3 protein-coding genes are annotated in these 21,591 nt (G+C 74.4%); all 3 read right to left on the bottom strand.

From position 1 onward, the window contains the following. Positions 1-18: 18 nt before the first annotated feature. From ACFYYH_RS08245 to ACFYYH_RS08235, 3 genes are read right to left on the bottom strand one after another with little or no spacing between them, the layout of a single operon-like run. Positions 19-240, bottom strand: a complete 222-nt coding sequence (locus ACFYYH_RS08245; protein ID WP_388547547.1) for an MbtH family protein — start codon at positions 238-240, stop codon at positions 19-21. A 59-nt stretch (positions 241-299) separates the two neighbouring features. Then, positions 300-6,722, bottom strand: a complete 6,423-nt coding sequence (locus ACFYYH_RS08240) for an amino acid adenylation domain-containing protein (protein ID WP_388547544.1) — start codon at positions 6,720-6,722, stop codon at positions 300-302. A gap of 37 nt (positions 6,723-6,759) precedes the next feature. Then, the gene (locus tag ACFYYH_RS08235) at positions 6,760-21,579 is read right to left on the bottom strand and encodes an amino acid adenylation domain-containing protein (protein WP_388547542.1); all 14,820 of its coding nucleotides are present in this window, start codon (positions 21,577-21,579) and stop codon (positions 6,760-6,762) included. Positions 21,580-21,591: the final 12 nt, after the last annotated feature.

The following is a 21,591-nucleotide window of genomic DNA, read 5'->3' as shown; positions in this document are numbered from 1 at the left end:
CCGCCCGTGGTCCGCCGATCAGGCCGAGGTGGCGCCCTGTGTCCGGGCGATGAGGCTCTTGGGCCGCATGTCGGTCCAGTGCTGCTCGACGAATTCCAGGCATTCCGCCCGGCTCGCCTCGCCGAACGCGGTGGTCCAGCCCTGCGGTATCTCCGCGAACGCGGGCCAGAGCGAGTGCTGGCCCTCGTCGTTGACGAGTACGAGGAAGGTGCCGTTCTCGTTGTCGAAAGGGTTCGTCATGTGTCCTTCGCTCTCTGTCTCGGTGCTGTCGGATGTCGGGCTCGCGCATTTCACATGGGTCACTCGGAAGCGGTGAGTCTTTCGGTGAGGACGCGGCCCACCGGCGGGAGATGTCCGGGGTGGAGCATCCGGTAGTGGTCGACCGGGATCTCGTGGGCCTCGATCGTGCCGCCGGTGAAGGGCTCCCAGCCGGCCCTGGCCGCGGGGGCGGGCAGTTCGTCCGGGCGGTCGTGGGCGGCGATGAACAGCAGGACGTCACCGCCGAAGCGGCGCGGGGTGTGGCCGGGCGCGAACCGGGCCATGTTGCCGAGCACCTCCTGCATCCGCGACAGCACCCGGTCCCCCAGGTTGCCGCGCGCGTCGACGCCCGCCGACACCTCGATCTCCTGCTCCATCAGGGACGACATCTGCTCCTCGCGGGAGATCCCGCGGTCCCGGGAGACCGACTTCCCGGCGCTGCTGGGGTAGGCGTCGAGCAGCGCGAGCAGCGCGACCTCCTCGCCCAGCTCCTCCAGCCGGCAGGCGATCGCCTGGGCGATCATGCCGCCGAAGGACCAGCCGAGCAGGTGGTAGGGGCCCTCGGGCTGCACCGCGCGGATCTCGTCGGCGTAGTCGGCGGCCATCTCCTCGATGCTGTGCGGCAGTTCCTCGGGCCCGGCGAGCCCCCGCGCCTGCACGCCGTACACCGGGAGGTCGGCCGGCAGATACGGCACCAGCGCCGCGTACGACCAGCTCAGGCCCATGCTCGGGTGAAGGCAGAACAGCGGTGCCCGGCTGCCCTCGGGGCGCAGCGGCAGCAGCACGCCCAGTTCGCCGCCGCCTGCGCCCACCGGCCTGACGGCCCGCGAGATCCGCCGGTCGCGCAGCGACAGCACGCCCTCGCCGTCGCGCCTCGCCCGCTCGCCGGTCCGCAGCATCCGGCCGCCGGGCCGGTACGGGTCGGCGACGAACCGCTCGGCGGTCGGCGCGGGCCGTCCCGCGTATCCCCGCGCGAGGGTGGCGCCCGCCACGTACAGCTCCCCCTCGACGCCGACGGGGACCGGGCGCAGCCGGTCGTCCAGGACATAGGCGAGGGTGCCCGGGAGGGGCCGTCCGGCCGGGAGCCCGGAGGCGGGCGGGTACTCGCCGGGGCCGAGCCGCGCCTCCAGCCAGGTGCCGCCGGTCTCGGGGAGGGCGTGCCCGGTGACCCGGGTGGTGGCCGCGGGGATCCGGTGCGGCTCCTCGTCGACGACCAGGATCTCCGGGTACCGCGGTGCGCCCGGGTCCTGTCCGGCGAACAGGACGCCGGTGGTGACCAGGAGGTCGGCGCCCGCCCCACCGGCGGAGGGTGTGCCGAAGCGCGCGGTGCCTCCGGCGCTCAGGGTGGCGAGCAGCGGGACGATCAGGGACGCACCCGGCACGCGGGTGTCCAGCAGGGTCGTCCCGGAGACGGGCGAGGTGAGCGCGCGGTGCGCGACGCGGGCGGCGAGCGCGCGGTGCTCGACGACCGCGTGGGAGCCGTCCCCGCCCGCCTCGGGGAGCAGCAGGGCCGGGTGGCCGGGGAGCGGGGGGCGGGGGGTCTCGTCGCCGGCGGGGGCGTCACCGGCGTCCGTGAGCAGCACGGGGATGTCCTCGGCGGGCCCCCAGGACGCGGCGCCGGCCGCGGTGGTGACCACGGCGGTGGGGCGGGTCTCCCCGGGTGGCCGGGCCGGGCCGGAGGCCAGTCGGAACGCGGCGCCGGACCGCAGCACCCCGGCCACCGTGCCGACCAGCCCGGCGCCCGTGGGCTGGTCCACGGCGACGACGTCCTCGGCGCCGATCCCCCGGGCCGCGAGCCGCCGGGCCAGTGTCCGCGCCGCCACGTCCAGCTCGGCGTACGTGAGCGACCCGGACGCGTCCGCCACGGCGACCGCGTCGGGCGTGGCGGCCGCCCGCGCGGCCAGCGCCTCGACGACCGTCGTCGCGGGCGGTTCGGTGCCGGCGTCGTCGCCGGACCCCAGGGCCGCCCGCCGCTCGGTGTCGTCCAGCAGCAGGTCGACGTCCCCGACCCGCAGGTCCGGGTCGTCGGCGACCTGTTCCACGACCCGGACCAGGCGCGAGGCGAACGTGACCGCCGTGTCCTGGTCGAACAGGTCGGTGGCGTAACGCAGTTCGCCCGTCAGGCCGCCGGGGGCGCCGTCGAAGTCCTCGGTCTCGTCGAGGCGGAGGGAGAGGTCGAACTCCATGGCGTCGGTGCCCAGGCCGACGGGGCTGCTGTTCAGCCCCGGCAGCTGCCAGGCGTCCCACGGGTCCTCGCCCTCGTCGCGGACGTCGAGGGCGACCTGGAAGACGGGGTGGCGGTCGGGGGTGGGCGGCAGGCCGAGTGCCTCCAGCAGCCGGGCGAAGGGCACGTCCTGGCGGCGGCGGGCCTCACGGCCCGCCTCGTGCACCCGGCCGAGCAGTTCGGCGAAGGCGGGGTCGCCGGAGAGGTCCGTGCGCAGGGCGAGGGGCCGTTCGAAGGCGCCGACCAGGCCTTCCAGCTCGACCTCGTCGTCATTGCGCGGCAGCACGGTGCCGACGGTGACGTCGTCGGTCGCACCGAGCCTGCCCAGCAGCAGCGCGAGTGCCGCCTGGACCGCGCTGAACAGGGAGGCCCCCGACGCTTCGGCCGCCGCGGTGAGCCGGGCGTGCGCCTCGGCGTCCAACCGGATCGGCACGGATCCGGCCCGGCGGGTGGGCAACGCCGGGCGGACGCGGTCCGTGGGCAGCTCCAGGCCCTCGGGGACGCCTTCGAGGGCGCCACGCCAGAACTGGATCTCGTCCCAGGCGAGGGTCTCGCGGTCCTGCTCGCCGCTCAGCAGTTCCCGCTCCCACAGCGCGTAGTCGGCGAACTGCAGCGGCAGCGGCGCCCGTTCGGGGGCACGTCCCCGGCGCCGGGCGCCGTAAGCCGCGGCCAGGTCGCGCATCAGCACGCCGGTCGACTGCGCGTCCGCGGCGATGCGGTGCACGAGCAGGTGCAGGACGTGGTCGGTGTCGGAGAGGGCGAACAGGGTGTGGGTCCAGGGCACTTCGCGGGTGAGGTCGAAGGTGCGGGCCGTCGCCCGCCCGAGCAGTGCGGGCAGTTCCTCCTCGCGGGCCTCGGTGAGATGGAGCGCGGGCCGCCCGGCCTCCGGTTCGAGCACCCGCTGGCGCACCGAGCGACCGGCGCCGGGGAAGACGGTGCGCAGGATCTCGTGCCGGTCGGCGACATCGCCCAGCGCCGCCGTCAGCGCGTCCCGGTCGAGGGCGCCGCGCATCCGCAGCGCGAGCGCGTGGTGCGCGGGCGCGGCCCCGCCGTCGCCGGCGAGCCGGTCCAGCAGCCAGGTGCGGAGCTGTCCCGCGGTGACGGGCAGCGGGTCCGGGCGGTCCTCGACCCGCCGGAGCACGGGCCGGACCTTGGCGGCGAGCGCGCGGGCCACCCCGGCCGGAGTGGGCGCCGAGAACAGCCGTCGGATGGGCAGGTCGACACCGAGTTCCTCACGGATCCGGCGGGCCAGGCGCATCCCGAGGCCGGAGTCGCCGCCGAGTTCGAAGAAGTTGTCCTCGGCGCCGACCTCGTCGAGGACGAGGACCTCGGCGAAGAGCGTGCACATCAGCCGCTCGGTCTCGCTCTCGGGGGCACGTCCGGCGACCCGCGAGACGAAGTCGGGGGCGGGCAGCGCCTTGCGGTCGACCTTGCCGTTGGCGGTCACGGGCAGCGTGACCATGGCCATCACCAGCGCCGGGACCATGTACTCCGGCAGCACCTCGGCGACCTGTGCGCGGACCTGTTCGGGGTCGAGATCCTGCTCCTCGGCGACCACGTAGCCGATCAGCCGCCGCTCGCCGGGGCCGTCGTCACGGGCGACGACGACGGCCTGCCGGACGCCGGGCTGCGCGGCGAGCGCGGCCTCCGCCTCGCCCGGTTCCACCCGGAAGCCCCGGATCTTGACCTGGTCGTCGGCCCGGCCTACGAAGAGCAGTTCGCCGTCGTCCGTCCATCGCGCCAGGTCTCCGGTGCGGTACATCCGCCGCCCGTGGGCGTACGGGTCGGCCACGAACCGCTGGGCGGTCGGGACGGTCCGCCCGGCGTACCCGTGCGCCACGCCCTCACCCGCGAGGTACAGCTCGCCGGGCACCCCGGCCGGTACGGGCTGGAGGAAGGCGTCCAGGACATAGACCCGGCGGCCCGCCAGCGGCCGGCCGATCGGCAGCGGGCCGGAGTCGGGCGAGCCCGGTGCGACGAAGTGCCAGGTGGCGCAGAGCGTGGTCTCGGTCGGCCCGTACAGATGCCCGATCCGCAAGTCCGGGCAGACGTCCCGGACCCGCCGCACGGCCTGTGCCGGGACGACGTCGCCGCCGGTGAACACCTCGCGCAGCCCGGTGAAGCACTCCGGCTCCTCTTCGGCGAGCACCCGGAAGGTGCCCGCGGTCACATGCAGGACGGTCACCCCGGCGGCGACCTCGTCGCGGATCCGCAGGGCGTCGACCACGCCCGGCTCCGCCACCACCACGCGGGCCCCGGACACCAGCGGCACCCAGATCTCCAACAGCGAGGCGTCGAAGGCGTGCGGGGCGTGCAGCAGCACCGCGTCGTCCCCCCGTACGCCCCAGCCCGCGTCCCCGGCGAGCGCGGCGACCGCACCGTGCGGCACGGCCACGCCCTTGGGTGTCCCGGTCGAGCCGGAGGTGTACATCACGTACGCGACATCGTCGGCGGTGACCCGCGCCACCGGCGCCGGCGCGTCCCCGTCGGCGGCGAGGTCGTCGAGGACGAGCGGCGCCACCGGGGTGTCCCCGGGCACGGCGGTGCGGGTGGAGCGGGTGCACAGCACGGCTGCCGGCACGCTGTCCTTCAGCAGGAACGTGATCCGGTCGGCCGGGTTGGTCACATCCACGGGCACGTACGCGGCGCCCGTCCGCCAGATCGCGAGCAGCGCGGTCAGCAGATCGGCCGAGCGCTCCATGAGGACGGCGACCCGGTGGCCGCGCCGCACGCCCCGCCGCGCCAGGTGGCCCGCCAACCGGGCCGCGGCGGCGTCGAGTTCGGCGTACGTCACGGTCCGCTTGCCGTCGACCACGGCGACCGCGTCGGGGGTGCGGGCCGCCTGCGCGGCGAACAGCTCGGGCACCGAACTCCCGGTCGGGGCCGCCTCGGTGGTGTTCCACTCCCGCAGTACCCGCTCCCGCTCCGGCCCGCCGACCGGGGCGAGCCGCCCCACGGGCACCCGCGGGTCCGCGACGAACTGGTCCAGCACCCGGATCAGCCGGTCCAGCACGGCCTCGGTGGTCCCGCGGTCGAACAGCTCCAGCTGGTGGTCGAGTTTGACGTGCAGCCGGTCACCGGGGGCCACGACCAGGGTGAACGGGTAGTGGGCGGTGTCACGGGAGAGCTTCGCCGGGCGCATGGACAGGCCCTGGGAGCCGGGTTTGCCGGGCGCGTGCGGGAAGTTCTCGTAGACGACGAGTGTGTCGAAGACCGCGCCGGGGCCGCCGAGGCGCTGCACCTCGGGCAGTCCGAGGTGCTGGTGGTCGATCAGCCCGGCCTGCCGTTCCTGGAGGGCGGTCAGCATCTCCACGGCGGGCTGCCGCCCGTCCAGGGGCACCCGCACCGGCAGGGTGTTGATCAGCAGTCCCACCATGGACTCGACGCCGGGCAGTTCGGCGGGCCGGCCGGAGACGGTGGCGCCGAACACCACGTCGGTGCGCCCGGTGAGCTGCGCCAGCACGACCGCCCAGGCGCCCTGCACGACCGTGTTGAGGGTCAGCCCGTGTCCGCGTGACAGGCTCACCAGGCCCTGCGTCAGCTCCTCGGAGAGGTCGGTGAGGACGAAGCCGGAGTCGGGCAGGCGGGTGAGGTCGGCGGGCGCGACCAGCGTGGGGTCGTCCAGACCGGCCAGCTCGGCCCGCCACACGTCCCGTGCCCGCTGCTTGTCCTGCCGGTTCAGCCAGGCGAGGTAGTCACGGTAGGAGGCCGTGGGCGGCAGCCCGCAGGCGCCGCCACCGGCCGCGTACAGGGCGGACAACTCGCTCATCACGACCGGCATGGACCAGCCGTCCATCAGTACGTGATGGCTGGTGACGGTCATCCAGTGCCGGTCCTCGGCGAGCTTGACCAAGGCGATCCGCAGCAGCGGGGCCGCCGCGAGGTCGAACCGCCGGGCCAGCTCCTCGCCGGCCACCCGGTCGGCGGCGGCCCTCGCCTCTTCCCCGGGCAGTGCGCTGACGTCCTCCTCGCGCCACGGCAGGGTCACCTCACGGGCGATGACCTGCACCATCTGGGCGCCGCTGACATGGCGGAAGCAGGCGCGCAGCGCCGCGTGCCGGGCCACCAGCGCCTCCCAGGCGGCGCGCAGCCGGGCGCCGTCCACCGGTCCGTCGAGCGCGAGGACGGCCTGCACGGTGTAGACGTCGGGGCCGCCGCGGTCGTCCAGGGCCGCGTGGAAGAGCAGACCCTCCTGGAGCGGGGACAGCGGCCACACGTCTTCGACAAGGGATCGGGGCATCGCGTTACTCCTCACAAAGGCTTGCGGTCGTTTGCTGTCACTTGTCGTCGGCGAGTCCCGCCTCCAGCTCCTCGATCTGGCTCTGCGCGAGGTCCAGGAGGGAGAAGTCGGAGGGGGTGTGGCCGCCGGCGGCGGGGTCGTCGGTGTGGGCGGCGAGGCCGCCGAGCAGCTCGTGCCAGGCCCGGCCGAGCCGTTCGAGCGCGCCCCGGCCGAGAGCGTCGGCCCGGCCGCGGAGCTCCAGGGTCAGTTCGGCGCCGTTCGATGTGTCCCGCAGCTCGGCGGTGGCGTGCACCGCGTGGGCCGGGGGCCGGGTGGTGGCGGACCGGGCGAGGGGCCGCCACGGCTGGGAGGTGTCCGGCGCGTGACCGTGGTAGCCGAACGCCAGCGTGGGCAGGGCGAGGGCGGCGAGCCGGGGCGCGGTCTCCGGGTTGAGATGGCGCAGCAGCCCGTACCCCAGGCCGCCGCCCGGCACCGCCCGGGTCTGCTCCTTGACCGTCTTCAGCAGGTCCCCGGCCGCCGCGCCACCGGCCCGGACCGGGCCGAGGTCGAGTCCGTCGAGATCGACGCGTACGGGGATGTGGTGGGCGAAGCGGCCGACCGTACGGGACGGATCGGCCCCGCCGACGGGCTCCCTGCCGGAGATCTCCAGGTCCAGCAGCGCACCGGTCGCCGTGGTGCCCTCCACCACGGCGCCCACGAGGGCGGCGAGGACCACTTCGGACGGCGTGCAGTGGAAGGTCCGCGGAGTGCGGTCGGTGAGTACGGCCGTGATCTCCGGGGTCATGGACCAGGTGGCGCGGGTCTCGGCGCCGGCGGCGGGGAGCCGCTCGCCGGTCTCCGGCGGCGCCGCCCAGCCGTCCAGTTCCGCGACCCGCTCCGGGGCGGTCGACTGCTCGGTGAGCAGCCGCGCCCAGCGCCGGTACGAGGTGCTCTCCTGCTCCAGCGCGGGTTCCTGTCCGGCCGCCGCGGCCTCGTACGCCGTCCGCAGGTCGGACTCCAGGATCCGCCACGACTCCTCGTCCACGACCAGTTCGTGCGCGACGAGCACCAGCCGGCTGTCCCGGCCCGCGTCCGCCCACACCAGCCGGACCAGTTCGCCCGCGGCCGGGTCGAGCCGGGACGCGGCACGGGCCACGGCGTCGTCGAGCCGCTCACCGGCGTCGACCCGGTCGATCAGTCCGGCCGCGTCCGGCGCTCCGGGCTCGCCGACGACCAGCTCCGCACCGCCGTCCTCGGCGCCCATCCGGCAGCGCAGCATCGCGTGGGTGTCGAGCAGGGCCCGCAGCGCGCGTTCCAGGGCCGCCCGGTCGAGGCCGCCGGGAACGGCGAGGGCCGTCCACCGGGCAGGCGCTGTCCCGTCGGCCGGTACAGCCCGCATGGCCGGCGTCCACGGCACCCCGCCGATCGCCGCCTCCTCGGCGGCGGCGGCCTCGGCGAGCAGGGCCAGCCGCTCGGGCGTCTTCTCGGTGAACACCTGCCGGGGCGTGAGCACGATCCCCTCGCGGCGGCCCCGCGAGGCAAGCTGCATCGAGGTGATCGAGTCGCCGCCGAGCGCGAAGAAGCTGTCGTCGGCGCCGACCCGTTCCAGCCCCAGCACCTCCGCGAAGAGGCGGCACAGCAGCGTCTCGGCGGGGGTGCGGGGGTCACGTCCGCCCGCGCGTCCGGCGAAGTCGGGGGCGGGCAGCGCGCGCCGGTCCACCTTGCCGTTGGGGGTGAGCGGCAGCCGGTCCATCGGCACGAGGGCGGTCGGGACCATGTAGGCGGGCAGCCGCCGTTCCACGTACTCGCGGAGTTCGGCCAGCAGGGCACCGGTGCCGCGGCCGACGGCGGGGTCGTTGGTGAGGGCCGCCGGTGGCACGGGGGCGGGTGTGTAGACGTCCACCACGGCGGCGGACGCGGTGAGTCCGGAGCGGACGAACACGGCGTCCACCTCGTCCGGCGCGGTCGCCGACCAGGTGACGCCCACCCAGTAGCCGAGCCGGTCGCCGAGGTCGTACAGCACCTCGGCGTCCGGGCCGGACACGGCCTCCTCGGACGCGGGCGGGACACCCCCGTCGAGGGCGCGGGCCAGGGCGACCTCGTGCGCGACGCGGGGGTTGGGCACTCCGGTCAGCCGCAGCCGGCCGGGACGCGCGGACCGGAGGTGGCGGGCCAGCCCGGCGAGGCCGCCGGTCTCCGGCCAGGGCAGCCGGGGTGCGTCGGCGACGGTCAGGGTGTCCGCGCCGGTCCTGCGCAGCACGACGTCGTAGCGGTGCCGGCTCAGTTCGTTGTGGTGCCGGGCCCGCTTGAGACGGATGTCGGCGCCGGCCGCGTCGGGCAGCCCGGTACCGAGCGCGGCGAAGAACTCCGGGTCGACCAGCAGTTCCTTCTCGATGGTGAGGTTCTGCTCCACCGCGCGGCGCAGGGTGGCCACGTCCTGGTCGGTGGCGCGCGCGGTCTCGACAGCGGTCGCGAACGGCCGCAGCAGCCGGTGGTTGCGCACATCGCCGACGAACACGGCGCCGCCGGGCACCACCAGCCGCAGCGCCCGGTCGAGCACGCCCCGCAGATAGTCCGCGTCGGGGAAGTACTGCACCACGGAGTTGAGGACGACGGTGTCGAAGTGTCCTTCGGGCAGCCCGTCGGTCTGGTCCGCGGCCTGCACCCGCAAGTGCACCTTCGCGGCCAGCTCCGGGTCACGCCCGACCTGGCGGCGCAGTTCCTCCACGACCGGCGCGGAGAAGTCCGTGCCCCAGTACTCCTCGCACTCCCCGGCCAGCCGGGACAGCAGCAGTCCGGTGCCGACGCCGATCTCCAGCACACGGTGGGGCCGCAGCGCGCGGATCCGGGTCACGGTGCGTTCCCGCCACTCGCGCATCTCGGCGAGCGGGATGGGCTGTCCGTCGTAACTGCTGTTCCAGCCGGCGAAGTTCTCGCCGAACTCGGCGTCGGTGGGTTCGGCGTGCACGGTGTCGTACAGCACCCGCCACTCGGCGACCTGGTCGCGGGCGGTCCGCTCGTCACGGCCGCGGTCGTCGGCGTCGGGCACGACGTACCCGATCAGTCGCCGCTCGCCGGGTGTGTCCTCGCGAGCGACGACCGCCGCCTGCGCCACGCCCGGGTGCCCGGCGAGCACGGCCTCGATCTCGCCGGGCTCGACGCGGTGGCCGCGCACCTTGACCTGTGCGTCGGCCCGCCCGGCGAAGACCAGCAGCCCGTCCGGGGTCCAGCGGGCCAGGTCGCCGGTGCGGTACATCCGCCCGCCGGGGGTGAACGGGTCGGCCACGAACCGGGAGGCGGTCAGTCCGGCCCGGCCCAGATAGCCGCGCGCCAGGCCGGCGCCCGCGACGTACAGCTCGCCGGTGACACCGGGCGGGAGGGGCCGCAGGAAGGCGTCGAGGACGTACGTCCGCCCGTTGGCGATGGGCCGGCCGATCGGGACGACGTCCGCTCCCGGGGCCAGCGGCGGGCTCATCGACGCGCACACGGTGGTCTCGGTCGGGCCGTACGCGTTGATCATCCGGCGGTCGCCGGCCCAGCGGTCGGCCAGGGCGGGCGGGCACGCCTCACCGGCGACGACCAGTGTCCGCAGGCTGTCGGGCAGTTCGTCGGCGGTGGCCAGCGCGCTCGGCGGCACGGTGACGTGGGTGACGTCCCAGTGGCGCAGCGCCTCGGCCAGCGACACCTGCGGCGGCAGGGTCTCGGCGGGGGCGACGATCACGGCGGCGCCGGACAGCAGCGCCATCAGCAGTTCGGAGACCGCGGCGTCGAAGCCGATGGAGGCCAGTTGCAGGACGCGCGCGTCCGGTGCGACGGCGAAGCGGTCGATCTGCGCGGCGGCCAGATTGCCGAGACCTGCGTGCGGGACCACGACTCCCTTCGGGGTGCCGGTGGAGCCGGAGGTGTAGATGACGTACGCGGCCTGCTCCGGCGGCACGGGTACCCGGTCGAGCGGGTGCGCGGGCAGGGCGGCGGCGTCGGGGTCGGGGTTGTCGAGGGCGTCGAGGGCGTCGAGGGCGTCGAGGGCGTCGAGGGCGTCGAGGACGACGATCCGGCCCGGGTGGCCGGCGGGCACGGTGGCCCGGGTCCGGGTGGTGCACAGCAGCACCGGCGGCGCCGCGTCATCGAGCAGGTACGCGATCCGGTCGGCGGGGTGCGAGGGGTCGACGGGCACGAAGGCGCCGCCGGCCCGCGAGACCGCGAGCAGCGCCACGACCATGTCCACCGAGCGCGGCACCAGCAGCGCCACCCGGGTCTCGGCGTCCACGCCGAGTTCGCGCAGCCGGCGTGCCAGCCGCCCGGACTCGTGTTCCAGCTCGGTGTAGGTCAGTTCGCGGTCGCCGCCGACGACGGCCGTCGCCCGCGGTGTGCGGGCCGCCTGGGCCGCGAAGAGCTCCGGGAGCGAGGCGCGGGGCTGGGCCGGCGTGGCGGTGTCGTTCCACTCCCCCAGTACCAGGGCCCGTTCGGCGGCCCCGGTCGCCTCCAGCCGCCCGACCGGGACGGACGGGTCGGCGACCATCTGCTCCAGCACCCGCACCAGGGCGGCGAGCAGCTCCTCCACGTCCCCGCGACCGAAGGCGTCGGGCCGGTAGACGAGGTCTCCGCGCACCCGCCCGTTCTCCAGGACCGCGACGAGGGTGAGCGGGTAGTGGCCCGCGTCCTGCGGTGTTCCGGCGGGCCGGATGGACAGTGCGTCGGGGTCGTCGGAACCGAGCGGCGGGCGCGGATAGTTCTCGTAGACGACGAGAGTGTCGAAGGTGGCGGCGGGCCCCGCCAGCCGCTGGATCTCGGTGAGCCCCAGGTGCTGGTGGGACATGAGCGCCACCTGCCGCTCCTGGAGGTCCGTGAGCATCTCCAGCACCGGCTGTGCGCCGTCGAGACCGACCCGCACCGGCAGGGTGTTGATGAACAGGCCGATCATCGACTCGACGCCCGGCAGCTCGGTGGGGCGCCCGGCGACCGTGGTGCCGAACACCACGTCGGTGCGGCCGGTGAGCCGGGCCAGCAGGACCGCCCAGACGCCCTGGAGCAGGGTGTTGAGGGTCAGGCTCCGCCCCCGGCCGAGGGCGACCAGCTTCCGGCCCAGCTCCTCGTCCAGCTCGTAGGTGATGCGCTGCGGCTCGGCGGGCGCGGTGACCCGGTCCGCCGGGATCACGAGCGTCGGTCCGTCCACGGGCGCCAGCTCGGCCCGCCAGGCGGCGCGCGCGGCGTCCTTGTCCTGCCGCGACAGCCACTCCAGGTAGGCGCGGTAGGAGGTGGCGGGCGGCAGGGCACGAGGGTTGCCGCCCGCCTCGTAGAGCCGGGCGACCTCGCTCACCATCACGGGCAGCGACCAGCCGTCGGAGGCGATGTGATGGCTGGTGAACGCCAGCCGGTGCCGCCGCTCGGCGATCCGCACCAGCAGCACCCGCAGCAGTGGCGCCCTGGTGAGGTCGAAGCGGTGCTCCTGGTCCTCGGCGGCCAGCCGCTCGAACGCCGTCAGTGCCTCGGCCTCGGGCAGGCCGGAGACGTCCTCCGCGCGCCACGGGATCTCGACCTCGCGGGCGACGGTCTGGACGAACCGCCCGGACTCCAGCTGCCGGAACCCGGTCCGCAGCGTGGCGTGCCGGGCCACGACCGCCTGCCAGGCGGCGCGCAGCCGTGCCACGTCGAGCGGCCCGGTCAGCTCCAGCCAGCGCTGGCCCTCGTAGACGTCGGGGCCCTGCTCGTCGTACGCGGCGTGGAACAGGAGCCCTTCCTGGAGGGGCGAGAGCGGCCACACGTCGGTGAGCGTCGGCACCGCCGTGTCGATCTCGGCGACCTCTTGCCGGGTGAGGTCGAGCAGTGGGAAGTCGGACGGGGTGTGGCCACCGGCGGCGGGGTCGGTGACATGGGAGGCGAGTCCGTCGAGCATCGCCAGCCAGGCCCGCCCGAGCGCCTCGGCGTCGGTGGCGTCCAGCACCTCGCCGGCCCAGCTGAGGCTCAGGGTCAGTTCCGGCCCGTCCGGCGTGTCCCGTACGGCGGCGCCCGCCTCCACGACGTGCTTGACCGGTGTGGCCGGGTCGACGGATCCACCGATGCCGCCCCTGACCCGCCAGGGCTCGACGCCCGTCCCGGAGGGGGCGGCGGACCGGCCGAGGTAGTTGAAACCGACCTGGGGGACGGGGAGTTCGGCGAGTACGGGCGCGGTCTCCGGGTTGAGGTGCCGCAGCAGCTCGAAGCCCCTTCCGTCACCGGGCAGGGAACGCGCCTGTTCCTTCACGGCCTTCAGCAGCTCGCCCGCCGCCGGCCCTCCTGCCAGCGCCTGGGCGACGTCGACTCCGGCGGTGTCCAGCCGCAGGGGCCTGACACCGGTGAACCAGCCGACCGTACGGGACAGGTCCATGCCGTCGAGCGCCTCGCGGCCGTGCCCCTCGATGTCGAGGAGCAGGGCGGTGCCGGTACCCCCGGCCCGCTCACGCCAGTGGGCGACGCCTCCGGCGAGGGTGGCGAGCAGCACCTCGTGGACGCCGCAGTGGAAGGCGCCCGGGGCACGGTTCACCAGCTCCCGGGCCTGCGCGGGCGACAGGGTCCAGGTGGAGCGGCGCACGGTCGACGCGGTGTCCCGCGCGGGGTCCAGCGGCCGGCCGCCGATCCGGGCGTCGCCCTCGCCGAGCAGTGCGGTCCAGGCGGGCAGTTCGGCGGTCCGGGTGTCCCTGCGGGCCTCGGCGGCCAGGCTCTCGGCCCAGCGCCGGAAGGAGATCCCGGGGGGCGCCGGCTCCGGTTCCCGCCCGGCGGCCACGGCCTCGCACGCGGCCCGCAGATCGGTGAGGAGCACCGGCCAGGACACGGCGTCGACGGCGAGGTGGTGCACGGCCAGCACCAGCCGTCCGGTCTCCCGGCCCGCGTCGATCCACACGGCCTGTGCCATGACGCCGGACGTCGGGTCGAGGCGGCCGACCGCGTCGTGGGCGGCACGGTCGGCGAGCGCGTCGAGGCTCTCGGCGGTGCCGGTGGTCGCGCTGGTCGCGCTGGTCACGGTGATCAGACCGGCGGCGTCCACGCTGCCGCGCTCGGTCGTCAACAGCCTTGGTTCCGAACCCGGTTCGACGCGGGCGCGCAGCATGTCGTGCGTGTCCAGTACGGCGCCGAGGCCGGCGGCCAGTGTCTGCTCGCCGAGGGCGGGCGGGGCCGCGACCACCGCCCACTGGGCGAGGTCCCCGGTCTCCAGGGCACGCGGGGCCCGGTCGCGCAGGGCCCGCATCACCGGCGTCCACGGCACCTCACCGGCGGAGTCGGCCTCGGGGGCCTCCGCCCTCGCGGAGTCGTCCGCGAGCTGTGCCACGGCGGCGATGGCGGCGGGGGTCTCGTGCTCGAAGACGTCCTGGGCGCTGAAGACGATGCCCTTGCGGTTGCCGCGCGCGGCGAGCTGCATCGACATGATGGAGTCGCCGCCCAGCTCGAAGAAGCTGTCCTCCACGCCGACCCGCTCCAGGTGGAGCACGTCGGCGAAGAGTTCACACATCAGCTTCTCGGCGGACGTCCGGGGCTCACGGGCCGTGGTGGCCGTGAACTCCGGTGCGGGCAGGGCCTTGTGGTCGACCTTGCCGTTGACGGTCAGCGGCAGCGCGTCCAGCACGACCAGGGCGGCCGGAACCATATAGTCGGGCAACGACTTCGCGAGGTCCTCGCGCAGCAGCACGGTGTCCACGTCCCGGCCGCCCGGCACGACATACCCGATCAGCCGCCTCTCACCGGGACGATCCTCACGGGCGACAACGACCGCCTGGGCGACACCCGGCTGAGCGGCCAACACCGCCTCCACCTCACCCAGCTCCACCCGGAAGCCCCGGACCTTGACCTGAGCGTCCGCCCGACCCCCGAAGACCAACTCACCGTCATCCGTCCAACGGACCAGATCACCGGTCCGGTACATCCGCTCCCCGCCCGCGAACGGCGAGGCGACGAACCGCTCGGCGGTCAGTCCCGCCCGCCCCAGATACCCACGCGCCAACCCCGCACCAGCGACATACAGCTCCCCCGTCACCCCGGGCGGCACCGGCTGAAGGAAAGCGTCCAGCACAAACACCTGACGATTCATCAACGGACGCCCGACCGGCAGCACCCCACCGAGATCCTCGCCCCGCTCCAGCACATGCCAAGTCGCACACAGAGACGCCTCCGTAGGGCCGTACAGATGCCGCACCCGCACCTCGGGGCAGGCCGCGCGGACCCGCTCCACCGCCTCCAGAGGGACAACGTCACCACCGGTGAGAACCTCACGAACACCCTCGAAACAGTCCGGCGCCTCCTCCGCCAGCACCCGGAACAACCCAGCCGTCACATGCACATGCGACACCCCAGCAGCAACATGCCGACGCACAGCCGCCGCATCCACCACCACACCCGGCTCCGCGACCACCACCCGCGCACCCGTCACCAACGGCACCCACACCTCGAACAACGAGATGTCAAAAGCATGCGGAGCATGAAACAACACCACATCACCGGGACCAACGCCCCAACCGGCCTCGGAGACCAGGGCAGCCACACTCGCGTGCGGTACGGCAACACCCTTCGGCGTCCCCGTCGAACCGGAGGTGTACATCACATACGCGAGGTCGTCCCCCGCCACCTGGACGGACGGAGGCTCACCCCCGGCGTCGATGACCGAGTCAATCGTCACAACCGGCGCCGAATCCTCCAGCACGAACGCGACCCGCTCCGCCGGATAAGCACCATCCACCGGGACGTAGGCGGCCCCCGCCTTCCACACCCCCAACAACGCGCCGATCAGACCGGCCGACCGCTCCAGCCGGACAGCCACCCGGTCACCCCGACCGACCCCACGCCCCCGCAAATACGCCGCCACACGGTCCGACGCCGCATCCAACTCCCCGTACGACACCACCCGCTCACCCTCGACAACAGCCACCGCCCCCGCCGCCTCCACCACCCGCGCCCGGAACAACTCCAGCACCGAAGAGGCCGACGGAGCGTCACCGGCCGTGGCATTCCAGCCCCGCACCACCAACCCGCGCTCCAGCGGGCCCACGACGTCGACCCGTCCGACCGGCACGGACGGATCGGCGACCATCTGCTCCAGCACCCGTTCGACCTGCCGGGCCACGTGGAGGGCCTCGTCACGGTCGAGGAGATCGGGCCGGTAGGTGACGTGCACCCGGATCCGGTCGCCGGGCATGACGCCGACCGCCAGCGGATAGCTGGTGCTGGCGCGGGTGTGCACGCGTTCGACGGTGACGTCGTCGTCCCCGGCGGCGAGGCCGGACGGGTCACCGGGATAGTTCTCGAACATCAGCATGGTGTCGAACACGGCGCCCGCGCCGCAGAGCGACTGAATCTCCGCGAGGCCGACGTGCTGATGGGCGAGCAGGGCCGACTGGCGGGCCTGAAGCCGCGTCAGCATGTGCGCCACGCTCTCGTCGCCGTCGAGCCGCACCCGTACCGGCAGCGTGTTGAGGAACATCCCCACCATCGACTCCACACCCGCCAGCTCCGGCGGGCGGCCCGCGACGGAAATGCCGAACACGACGTCCGTACGCCGTGCGAGCCGGCTCAGCACCATCGCCCAGGCGCCCTGCGCGAACGTGTTCACCGTCAGGCCGTGGTCGCGGGCGACGGTGGTCAGCGCGCGGGTCAGTTCCTCGGAGAGCAGCACCGAGTCGCCTTCCGTGGCCGCCGGTCCCCGGCCTGCGGCCGTGGGGGCACTCAGCGTGGGCTCGTCGGCGCCCGCCAGCTCGGCCCGCCACGCCTCGCGGGCCGTCTCCTTGTCCTGCCGGGCGAGCCAGGCCAGATGGTCCCGGAAGGAGGGCGCCGGGCCGAGACCGGAGGCATCGCCGTCGGCGGCGTGGATCCGGAACGCCTCGTCGAGGACGACCGGCGTGGACCAGCCGTCCAGCAGGATGTGGTGGGAGGTCATGACGAGGCGGTGGCGGCGCTCGCCCAGCCGGACCAGGAGCAGCCGCAGCAGCGGGGCCTCGGCCAGGTCGAAACGTTCGGCGCGCTCCCGTTCCGCCAGCGTCTCGGCCTCCGCGAGCGCGTCCGTCTCCGTGCGCCCGGAGAGGTCGACGTGGCGCCAGTGGGGCTCGGCCGCGCCGGTGACGGCCTGGACGCTGCGGCCGTCGGCCAGTTCGTGGAAGCTCACCCGGAGCATGTCGTGCCGGGCGACGAGGGCGTTCCAGGACCGGTGCAGCCGGTCGGCGTCCAGCGGGCCGGTCAGGTCGAGCACCCGCTGGGTCTCGTAGACGTCGGGGCCCCGGCCGTCGTAGGCCGTGTGGAAGAGGAGTCCTTCCTGGAGCGGGGAGAGCGGCCAGACGTCGGTCAGGCCGGGGACCGTGGTCTCCAGTTCCGCCACGTCGGCCTGGGTGAGGTCGAGGAGGGGGAAGTCGGACGGGGTGTGGCCGCCGGCCGACGGGTCCGCGAGGTGCTTGGCCAGGCCGGTGAGGAGGGTGAGCCAGGTCGTGCCGAGGAGTTCGGCGTCGGCGGCGTCCAGGATGTTCTCGGCCCAGTTCAGCGTGAGGGTCAGCGCCGGGCCCTGGGGGGTGTCCCGGACCACGGCGGCGGCCTCGATCGTGTGCAGCAGCGGGGTGTCCGGGTCGATGGAGCCGCCGAGTGCGGACGGGCCGGCGGGCTGCCAGGGGGCCGGTTCCGGCGCGGGGGCGGGAAAGCGGCCGAGATAGTTGAAACCCACCTGAGGGGCGGGAAGCCGGGCCAGCACCGGTGCCGTCCCGGGATTGAGATGACGCAGCAGTCCGTATCCGAGCCCGTCCCCGGGCACCGCCCGCGCCTGCTCCTTCACCGCCTTCAGCAGCGCCCCCGCCGCCGGCCCCCCGGCCAGCGCGTCCTCCACATCGATGTCCGCCAGATCCAGCCGCACCGGGTGGACGCTGGTGAACCAGCCGACCGTACGCGACAGATCCACCCCGGCGAGCGGTTCGCGGCCGTGGCCCTCGACGTCGACCAGCACCGCGCCGCCCGCGCCGGAGCGCGAGCGGGCGACCGCACCCGTCAGAGTGGCCAGCAGCGCCTCGTGGACACCGCAGTGGAAGGCAACGGCGACACGGCCGATGAGGTCGTGGGCCGGAGCGCCGGACAGGGTCCAGGAGCGGTGCCGGAGGGTGGCGGCGGTGTCCCGGGCGGGGTCCAGCGCCCGCGCGCCGATCAGGGCGTCGCCGTCGCCGAGCAGTTCCCGCCAGCGGTCCAGCTCCGCGATCCGGGCCTCGTTCCGCGCCTCGGACTCCAGCAGCCGCGCCCAGCGCCGGAATGAGGTCCCCCCGGGGTCCGGCTCGGCGGGTCGGCCCGCCACGGCCGCCTCGCACGCGGCCCGCAGATCCGGCAGCAGGATCCGCCACGACACCCCGTCCACCACGACATGGTGGGCGACCAGGGCCAGCCGTCCCGTCCGCTCCGGGCCGGCGTCCACCCAGACCAGCCGCACCAGCGCACCGGCCGCCGGGTCCAGCCGGTCCGCCACGTCCCGTACAGCCCGCTCCACGGCCCGGTCCGGGTCCTCGTCGGCCCGGGGCTCGACCCGCGCCACCAGTCCGGCGGGGTCCACGGAGCCGCGGTCCGCGACCACGAGGGCCGGCGCGTCGGGGGCCGCGACCCGGGCGCGCAGCATGTCGTGCGTGTCCAGCAGGGTTCCGAGGGCGGTGACCAGCACCTCTTCGTTCAGCGCCGGCGGTGCCGCGACGACCGCCCACTGTGCGAATCCGGGGCGGACGGCGGCGCGGCCCAGGGCGCGCATGACGGGCGTCCAGGGCAGCTCGCCAACGGCCTCCTCGGTCGTGGTCACGGGCTTCGTCCCGGCCGGCCGGGCGGCGAGCGCGAGCCTTTCGGGGGTACGCAGATCAAAGACCTGACGTGGCGTCAGGACCAGGCCGGCCCGTCCGGTCCGGGCGACGACCTGCATCGAGGTGATCGAGTCCCCGCCGAGGTGGAAGAAGTCGTCCTCGGCGCCGACCCGCTCCAGGCCCAGCACCGCCGCGAAAATCTCGCACAACGTCCGCTCCGCGTCGGTACGCGGCTCACGCCCCGTCACCCGGCCCGCGAAGTCCGGTGCGGGCAGGGCCTTGTGGTCGACCTTGCCGTTGACGGTCAGCGGCAGCGCGTCCAGCACGACCAGGGCGGCCGGAACCATGTACTCGGGCAGCGAGCCGGCCACCCGATCGCGGACGGCCCCGGTGTCCAGTTTCTCGCCGCTCGGCACGAGGTAGCCGATCAGCCGCCTGTCACCGGGCCGCTCCTCACGGGCGACGACGACCGCCTGGGCGACACCCGGCCGAGCGGCCAACACCGCCTCCACCTCACCCAGCTCCACCCGGAAGCCGCGGATCTTCACCTGGGCGTCGGCCCGGCCGACGAAAACCAGCTCACCGTCGTCCGTCCAACGGACCAGATCACCGGTCCGATACATCCGCTCCCCGCCCGCGAACGGCGAGGCGACGAACCGCTCGGCGGTCAGTCCCGCCCGCCCCAGATACCCACGCGCCAACCCCGCACCAGCCACATACAACTCACCGGTCACCCCGGGCGGCACCGGCTGAAGGAAAGCGTCCAGCACAAATACCTGACGATTCGTCAGCGGACGCCCGACCGGCAGCACCCCGGCCAGATCCTCGCCCCGCTCCAGCACATGCCAGGTCGCACACAGAGACGCCTCCGTAGGGCCGTACAGGTGCCGGACGCGCACCTCGGGGCAGGCCGCTCGGACCCGCTCCACCGCCTCCAGAGGCACAACGTCACCACCGGTGAGGACCTCACGAACACCCTCGAAACAGTCCGGCGCCTCCTCCGCCAGCACCCGGAACAACCCCGCCGTCACATGCACATGCGACACCCCGGCACCGATATACCGACGCACAGCCGCCGCATCCACCACCACACCCGGTTCAGCGACCACCACCCGCGCACCGCTCACCAACGGCACCCACACCTCGAACAACGAGATGTCAAACGCATGCGGAGCATGAAACAACACCACATCACCCGGCCCCACCCCCCAACCGGCCTCACCCACCAACGCCGCCACACTCACGTGCGGTACGGCAACACCCTTGGGCATGCCGGTCGAGCCCGACGTGTACATCACATACGCGAGGTCATCCCCCGCCACCTGGACGGACGGAGGCCCACCCCCGCCGTCGAGGAGCAACGGGTCGTCGAGTCGCACCAGCCGCACCGGCACACCGTCGGGTACGACGGCGCTGGTCCGCGCGGAGCACACCACGGCCGCCGGGTCGCAGTCCTTGAGCAGGAACGCGATCCGCTCCGCCGGGTATCCGGTGTCCACAGGGACGTACGCGGCCCCGGCCTTCCCCACCGCGAGCAGTGTGATCAGCAGCTCCGCCGAGCGCTCCAGCACCACGGCGACCCGGTCGCCCGCGCGCACCCCCCGGTCGGCCAGCCGACGGGCCAACCGGTCCGAGGCATCCTCCAGTTGGGCATACGTCAGCTCCCGCTCGCCGTCCGAGACCGCGACGGCGTCCGGCGTCCGCCCGGCCTGACGGGCGAAGAGTTCCAGGACGGAGTCGCCCGGTGTCCCGGCCGCGGTCGCGTTCCAGTGGCCGACGACCCGGGTCCGCTCGGCCTCCGGTATCACGTCGACGCGCCCCACCGGCTGCCTCGGGTCGGCCGCGAGCTGCTCCAGCACCCGCACGAGCCGGCCGAAGATCGCCTCGGCGGTCTCGCGGTCGAAGAGGTCGGGGCGATAGTCGAGCTTGAACAGCATCCGGTCCTTGGGGACGGCGACGAGGGTCAGCGGGTAGTGGGCCGTCTCCTGACCGGCGGCGAAGCGCAGGGTGAAGGCGTCGGGGGCGGCGGGCTCCTCGGGCGGGCGGGGGTAGTTCTCGAAGACGACGAGGGTGTCGAAGACCGCGCCGGCGCCGCCGAGCCGCTGGATCTCGGCGAGGCCGAGGTGCTGGTGGGTGATGAGCGCGGACTGACGGGTCTGGAGTTCCTTCAGCGCCTCCACCGTCGGCCGCCCGCCGTCGAGTTCGACGCGCACGGGCAGGGTGTTGAGGAACATGCCGATCATCGACTCGACACCCGCGAGCCCGGCGGGGCGCCCGGCGACGGTGGCGCCGAAGACCACGTCCGTACGGCCGGTCAGCCGCGCCAGGACCATGGCCCAGGCACCCTGGATCAGCGTGTTCACGGTGAGGCCGTGCTGCCGCGCCAGGCCGACCAGCTCGCCCGTCAGCTTCTCGGGGATGTCGGCGATCAGGCTCTCGGGCAGGACGGGCGTACGGCCCGGATCGGCGGGCACGACCAGCGTGGGTTCCTGGGCGCCGCCCAGTTCGGCCCGCCACGCCTCGCGTGCCGCGTCCTTGTCCTGGCGGCTCAGCCAGGCGAGGTAGTCACGGTAGGAGCTGGGCCGGGGAAGTCGCGCGGCGTCGCCGCCCGCGGCGTAGACCTCGGTCAGCTCGTGGAGGAGGACGGGCATCGACCAGCCGTCCATGATCAGGTGGTGGCTGGTGACGATCAGCCGGTGCCGGTCCTCGGCCAGCCGCACCAGGAGCAGGCGGAGCAGGGGCGGGGTGACCAGGTCGATCCGCCGTGCCCGGTCCTCGGCGGCGAGTTCCGCGAGCCGGGCCGCCGCCGTCTCCTCGTCCAGCCCGGAGAGGTCCTCCACCCGCCACGGCAGTTCCGCGGCGCGCGCGATGACCTGCACGGCCTCGCCCGACTTGCGGCGCCGGAAGCCCGCCCGCAGCACCGGGTGCCGGGCGAGAAGCGCCTCCCACGACGCCCGCAGCCGGTCGGCGTCGACGGGGCCGTCCAGGTCCAGGAGCCGCTGCCCTTGGTAGACGTCCGGCCCATCGCTGTCGAAGGCCGCGTGGAACAGCAGGCCCTCCTGCAACGGCGACAGCGGCCAGACGTCCTCGACCTGGGATCGGGTCATCGCGTAACTCCT

The sequence above is a fragment of the Streptomyces sp. NPDC002018 genome (assembly GCF_042890865.1).
In the GTDB taxonomy this organism is placed as follows: Bacteria; Actinomycetota; Actinomycetes; order Streptomycetales; family Streptomycetaceae; genus Streptomyces.
The sequence above is the reverse complement of the archived record's forward strand: the minus strand, read 5'-3'. Positions and strand labels throughout refer to the sequence as shown.

Excerpts from the sequence above, each read along its gene's own strand:
- ACFYYH_RS08245 (WP_388547547.1), bottom strand. The coding sequence starts at position 240 with ATGACGAACCCTTTCGACAACGAGAACGGCACCTTCCTCGTACTCGTC.
- ACFYYH_RS08240 (WP_388547544.1), bottom strand. The coding sequence starts at position 6,722 with ATGCCCCGATCCCTTGTCGAAGACGTGTGGCCGCTGTCCCCGCTCCAG.
- ACFYYH_RS08235 (WP_388547542.1), bottom strand. The coding sequence starts at position 21,579 with ATGACCCGATCCCAGGTCGAGGACGTCTGGCCGCTGTCGCCGTTGCAG.